Source organism: Mycobacterium interjectum (assembly GCF_900078675.2).
GTDB classification, from domain to species: domain Bacteria; phylum Actinomycetota; class Actinomycetes; order Mycobacteriales; family Mycobacteriaceae; genus Mycobacterium; species Mycobacterium interjectum.
The window spans coordinates 890059-895665 of record NZ_LT546237.1; the positions used below are offsets into that span (position 1 = coordinate 890059).

Genomic DNA, 5607 nt, shown 5'->3' on the forward strand with positions numbered 1-5607 from the left:
GGCGACATCGCCGCCGACCGCGCCTTCCAGGACCTCGGTTTTGACTCGCTGACCGCCGTCGAGCTGCGCAACCGCCTCAAATCGGCTGCGGGCCTGACGCTTTCGCCCACCCTGATCTTCGACTACCCCACACCCGCGATCCTGGCCGCTCACCTGGGCGCCGAACTGGCCACCACCGCCGACGGGCCCGCCCTGATGTCCCGCTTCGAGGACATCGTCCGCGAGCTGCAGGCGCTGCTGGACTCGCCCGACTGCAAGCCGGACGACAAGGCGCGGCTGAGCGCTCGCATCCAAACCCTGCTTGCCGCAACGGCTCCCGCCGACAAGCCCGACCCCGACCACCTTGACGAGCTTGATCAGGACCTCCACGCCGCCGACGAAAGCCAACTCTTCGCGATCCTCGACGAAGAACTCGGCCGCTCATAAGACCTAGGAAATTCCCCTGAAATGACCACGCCGAGCACCGAAAAGCACGTCGATTACCTCAAGCGCCTGACCGCAGACCTCAGGCGGACCCGGCGACGGGTGGCCGAGCTCGAGGGCAGGCTGTCCGAGCCGGTGGCGGTGGTCGGCATGGCGTGCCGCTACGCCGGCGGGGTGGATTCGCCGGAAGCCTTGTGGCAGCTGGTGGCCGAATGCCGCGACGCGGTGTCCGATTTTCCCACCGATCGTGGCTGGGAGATCGACGCGTTGTACGACCCGGACCCCGACGCCCAGGGCAAGATGTACACGCGCCGGGGCAGCTTCCTGCAGAACGCGGGCGACTTCGATGCCGGATTCTTCGGCATCGGGCCCAGCGAGGCGCTGGCGATGGACCCGCAGCAGCGACTCATGCTCGAGGTGTCGTGGGAAGCGTTGGAACGGGCCGGGATTGACCCGCTGGCGCTGCGCGGCTCACCCACGGGGGTGTTCGCCGGGGTCATTCACGCCGGCTACGGCGGCGAGGTCAAGGGCGAGCTGGAGGGCTATGGGCTCACCGGCTCCACGCTGAGCGTGGCATCGGGCCGGGTGTCCTACGTGTTGGGCTTGGAAGGCCCTGCGGTGTCGGTGGATACGGCATGTTCGTCGTCACTGGTGGCCATGCACCTGGCGGCGCACTCGTTGCGCACGGGCGAATGTGATCTCGCGCTGGCCGGCGGCGTGACGGTCATGGCCACGGCGGCCGCCTTCGTCGAATTCAGCAGGCAGCGGGCGCTGGCCCCCGACGGCCGGTGCAAGGTCTACGCGGGCGCCGCCGACGGCACCTCGTGGTCGGAGGGCGCGGGGGTGCTGGTGTTGGAGCGGTTGTCCGACGCGCGCCGGCTGGGGCATCCGGTGCTGGCGCTGCTGCGCGGGTCCGCGGTGAACCAGGACGGCGCCTCCAACGGCCTGACCGCCCCCAACGGGCCGTCGCAGCAGCGGGTGATCCGGGCGGCGCTGGCCGACGCGGGGCTGACGACGGCCGACGTCGATGTGGTCGAGGGTCACGGCACTGGGACGGTGTTGGGCGATCCGATTGAGGCCCAGGCGCTTTTGGCGACCTACGGCCAGGATCGGCCCGCGGACCGGCCGTTGTGGCTGGGGTCGATCAAGTCCAACATCGGTCACACGTCGGCCGCCGCCGGGGTGGCCGGGGTGATCAAGATGGTGCAGGCGATGCGCCATGAGCTCATGCCCCGGACGTTGCACGTCGATGTGCCCACGCCGCACGTGGATTGGTCCGCGGGGGCGGTGTCGGTGCTGACCGAGCCGCGGCCCTGGACGGCCGAGCCGGCGAACGGGCCGCGGCGGGCGGGGGTCTCGTCGTTCGGGATCAGCGGGACCAACGCGCACGTCATCATCGAGGAACCGCCCACCGAGGCCGAAAGCGCTGAGCCGGAGAGCCCGGCGCCGCAACGCGACGGCGCCAATCCGGTTGTGCCGTGGGTGGTCTCCGCCCGTTCGGAACGGGCGCTCGCCGATCAGGCGGCCCGGCTCGCGGCGCACGTCGGTGCGCACCCGGGCGCGGACGTCGTCGACGTCGGGTGGTCGCTGGCGACCACGCGGTCGGCCTTCGAGCACCGTGCCGTGCTGGTCGGCGGTGACCGCGCGGACCTGCTGGACGGGCTGGCGGGGCTGGCGTCCGGGCACCCCGGCGCCTCGGCGGTGGTGGGCAGCGCGCGATCGGTGGGCAAGACCGTCTTCATGTTCCCCGGCCAGGGCTCGCAGTGGTTGGGCATGGGCGCGGCACTGTACGGGCGCTTTCCGGAATTCGCCCGGGCGTTCGACGAGGCCGCCGAGGCGTTGGACGGCCACCTGCGGTTGCCGCTGCGGCAAGTGGTCTGGGGCGACGACCCGGAGTTGTTGGAGAGCACCGAATTTGCGCAACCGGCGCTGTTCGCCATCGAGGTCGCGTTGGCGGCGCTGTGGCGGTCCTGGGGTGTGGTGCCCGATGTCGTGATGGGCCACTCGGTGGGGGAGCTGGCCGCGGCGCACGTGGCCGGCGTGCTGTCGCTGGCCGACGCGGCGTGCGTGGTGGCGGCGCGGGGACGGTTGATGGCGCGGCTGCCCGCCGGCGGGGCGATGGTGGCGGTCGCCGCCGCCGAGGCCGAGGTCGCATCTCTGCTGACCGAGGGCGTCAGCATCGCGGCGGTCAACGGCCCCGAAGCGGTTGTGGTTTCGGGCGAGCGGGGCGCGGTCGACGCGGTAGTGGACCGCCTGGCGACGCAGGGCCGGCGGGTACACCGGCTGGCGGTCTCGCACGCGTTCCACTCGGCACTGATGGACCCGATGATCGACGACTTTGCCGCGGTGCTGGACGGCATCTCGGTCGGTGAGCCACGGATTGAGTTGGTGTCCAACGTGACCGGGGAGCTGGCCGGCCCGGGGTACGGGTCGGCGGCGTACTGGCTGGAGCACGTGCGCGAACCCGTGCGCTTCGTCGATGGGCTGCGGTTGGCCGAATCGCTCGGCGCGCGGGTCTTCGTCGAGGTGGGCCCCGGCGCCGCCTTGACGGCGTCGCTGTCGCAGTCGCTGAGCGCGGAACCGGCCGCGTCGGTGATCACGATCGCCAAAGACCGCCCCGAGAGCGAATCCGCGCTGCGCGCCGCCGGCGGCCTCTACGTCAGCGGTGTCGCCATCGACTGGGCGGCGACCTATGACAGCCTGCCCGCGCGACGAGTCCCGTTGCCCACGTACGCCTTTCAGCGGCGGCGGTATTGGCTGCCGGCCGAACTGGTCGGTTCGGGCGGCGTGAGCACCTCGGGCCTGGCGGCGACCGGGCACGGGTTGCTGGGCGCGGTGGTGGAGCGGCCCGATTCGGGCGGGGTGGTGCTGACGGGCCGGATGTCGACGGCCGCCCAGCCGTGGCTGGCCGACCACGCGGTGGCCGGGATGGTGCTCTTTCCCGGCGCCGGGTTCGTGGAGCTGGTGTTGCGCGCCGGCGACGAGGTCGGCTGCTCGGTGGTCGAGGAGTTGACCCTGTCGGCTCCGCTGATCCTGCCGGCGCGCGGCACGGTGCGCGTGCAGGTGGTGGTGGGAGCCGCCGGAGAGGCTGGCCGGCGGGGGGTGGCCGTGTATTCGTCTGACGTGCAACCGAATTCGGACTGGATGCTGCACGCCGAGGGCGAGTTGAGTGCGGGCTCGACGGAGCCGGCCGCCGACCTGTCGCTCTGGCCGCCGGCGGGCGCGACGGCGGTGGACGCGGCCGGCGGCTACGAGCGGCTGGCCGCGCTGGGCTACGACTATGGCCCGGCGTTCCGCGGCCTGCGGGCGATGTGGCGGCGCGGCGAGGAGATCTTCGCCGAAGTCGCCGTTCCACAGGCCGCCGGCGTGACGGTCGCCGGATACGGCATACACCCCGTCCTGTTGGACGCCGCCCTGCATGCGCTGGGGATGGACGACGCCCAGGCCCAGGCCGTCCTGCCGTTTTCCTGGCAGGGCGTGTGCCTGCATGCGGCCGGGGCGTCGCGCGTCCGGGTGCGGCTGAGCCCGGTCGGTGCGGGCGCGGTGTCGCTGGAGCTGGCCGATCCCGCGGGCCTGCCCGTCTTGACGGTGCGGGAGCTCGTCCTTCGCCCGGTGTCGGCCGAGCAGCTGTCGGCGGGGGCGGCCCGGCCCGGTGGCGGCGGCCTCTTCCAGCCGACCTGGTCGCCGGTGTCATTGCCGCCCAACGGCAGTGCCGAGGCGGCGGTGGTGTGGGAGCCGGGCTCGCAGGACGGCGCCGGCCTGCCGGGTTTGGTGTACGCGGCCACGCACGAGGCGCTGGGCGTGTTGCAGTCCTGGCTGGCCGGCGACGGGCCGGGCGTGCTCGTCGTGCAGACCCGCGGGGCGGTGGCGTTCGACGGCGAGGAGGTCACGGATCCGGCCGCCGCGGCGGTGTGGGGCTTGGTCCGTTCGGCGCAGGCGGAGCACCCGGGCCGGGTGCTACTGCTTGATTCCGACGGGTCGATCGACGTCGACACCGTGATCGCGTGTGGTGAACCGCAAGTGGTCGTGCGCGCCGGCGAGGCGTATGCCGCCCGGCTGGCGCCGGCCGAGGTTTCGGCCTTGGCGCTGCCGCCGGGGGAGTGGCGGCTGGCCGCGGGCGACGCGGGCACGCTCGAGGACCTGGTGGCGCAGCCCTGCCCGCCGGCCGAGCTGACGGCCGCGCAGGTGCGCGTGGCGGTGGCCGCGACCGGGGTGAACTTCCGGGATGTGTTGGTGGCGTTGGGCATGTACCCCGGCGCCGCCGAGTTGGGGGCTGAGGGCGCCGGGGTCATCACCGAGGTCGGGCCGGGCGTGAGCGGGTTGACCGTCGGCGACGCCGTGACGGGAATCATCGGGCTGACGGGCTCCGAAGCGGTGGTGGACGAGCGCCTGGTGGTGCGGGTGCCGGCGGAATGGTCGCTGGTCGGGGCCGCGGGCGTGCCGGTGGTGTTCTTGACGGCGCTGTACGGATTGTCGGATCTGGCCGGGTTGAAGGCCGGTGAGCGGGTGTTGGTGCACGCCGCCACCGGCGGGGTGGGGATGGCCGCGGTGCAGCTGGCGCGGCATTGGGGTGCGGAGGTTTTCGCCACCGCCAGCCGTGGCAAGTGGGACACGTTGCGAGCCATGGGCTTTGACGACGACCACATCGGCGATTCGCGGACGTTGGCGTTCGAGGAGAAGTTTCGTGCGGTGGCGGGCGGCCGGGGCTTCCAGGTGGTGCTGAACTCGCTGGCCGGTGAGTTCACCGATGCGTCCTTGCGGTTGTTGGGCCCCGGCGGGCGCTTCATCGAGATGGGCAAGACCGACCCGCGCGACCCGGCGGCCATCGCCGACCAATACCCGGGTGTGCGGTATCGGGCGTTCGACCTGATGGAGGCCGGGCCGGATCGCATCGCGGCGATGCTGGGCGCCCTGATGAGCTTGTTCGCCGACGGGACGTTGACGCCGTTGCCGGTCAAGGCGTTTGACGTCCGGCACGCCTCCGCGGCGTATCGCTTCGTGAGCCAGGCCCGCCACACCGGCAAGGTGGTGCTCACCCTTCCCGACGGCCCGGGCGGACTGGCCGCGGGCACGGCATTGATCACCGGCGGGACCCGCATGGCGGGGCCCGGGCCTGGCCCCCCCCCCGGGGGGGCAAAACTGGGGGCCCCCCGGGTGTCTTTTTTTTTTTACACCCTTAGTGTG

The 5607-nt window shown here is 72.4% G+C and carries 2 protein-coding genes; both read left to right on the plus strand.

The features are described 5' to 3' along the window. On the plus strand, nt 1–426 hold a 426-nt coding region (locus BN4348_RS38520; protein WP_142308793.1), incomplete at its 5' end, for an acyl carrier protein. Nucleotides 427–447: 21 nt separating this feature from the next. Next, the coding region (locus tag BN4348_RS38525) for a type I polyketide synthase (RefSeq protein ID WP_084454064.1) at nt 448–5607 on the plus strand (5160 nt) is incomplete at its 3' end.